Genomic DNA, 467 nt, shown 5'->3' on the forward strand with positions numbered 1-467 from the left:
GCGAGCTCCGTGTAGCTCACGGTCTCCCCGGCGGGGACCGCGCGCAACGCCTGCCAGACCGCGTGGCGGAACTCGGTGCCGGGTTGCTCAACCCGAAGGGCGTCGAGGGCGGCCCGGTCCCCGGCCGCGTAGGCGCGAAGAGCCCGGGTCACCTCGTCCTCGTCCGCCTGGGCGCGCACCCGCGTGGTGCTGCCTGCGTCGCCGCTGCTGACGCTGCCGGGCTCGCGCTCCGGGGCCGGGCCGAGCAGCCGGTCGAGCAGCGCCTCCGGGTCGCCGAAGCCCCCGGCGCGGATCACGTGGTCCGCGGGCGAGTACACGGCGTGAAAGCGGTCGCCCGCGATGGGCACGGAGGCAATCACGAGGCTGGCCGGGTCGAGGGGGTTCGCCGCGGCGCGTTTGCGCGCCGCCGCGGTGCGCGCGGGCGAGGCCTGGGTGCGGGTCATGATCGGGGTCCTTTCGGTTGGCCG

General features: G+C 76.7%; 1 pseudogene. It reads right to left on the bottom strand.

Annotation, left to right across the window (positions count from 1 at the left end):
• Window positions 1-443 (bottom strand): annotated as a pseudogene (locus OOT08_RS13155) (methylated-DNA--[protein]-cysteine S-methyltransferase); the annotation flags it as partial.
• Window positions 444-467: the final 24 nt, after the last annotated feature.

Origin of the sequence: Leucobacter sp. M11, assembly GCF_035726885.1 — a bacterium.
In the GTDB taxonomy this organism is placed as follows: domain Bacteria; phylum Actinomycetota; class Actinomycetes; order Actinomycetales; family Microbacteriaceae; genus JAPFRB01.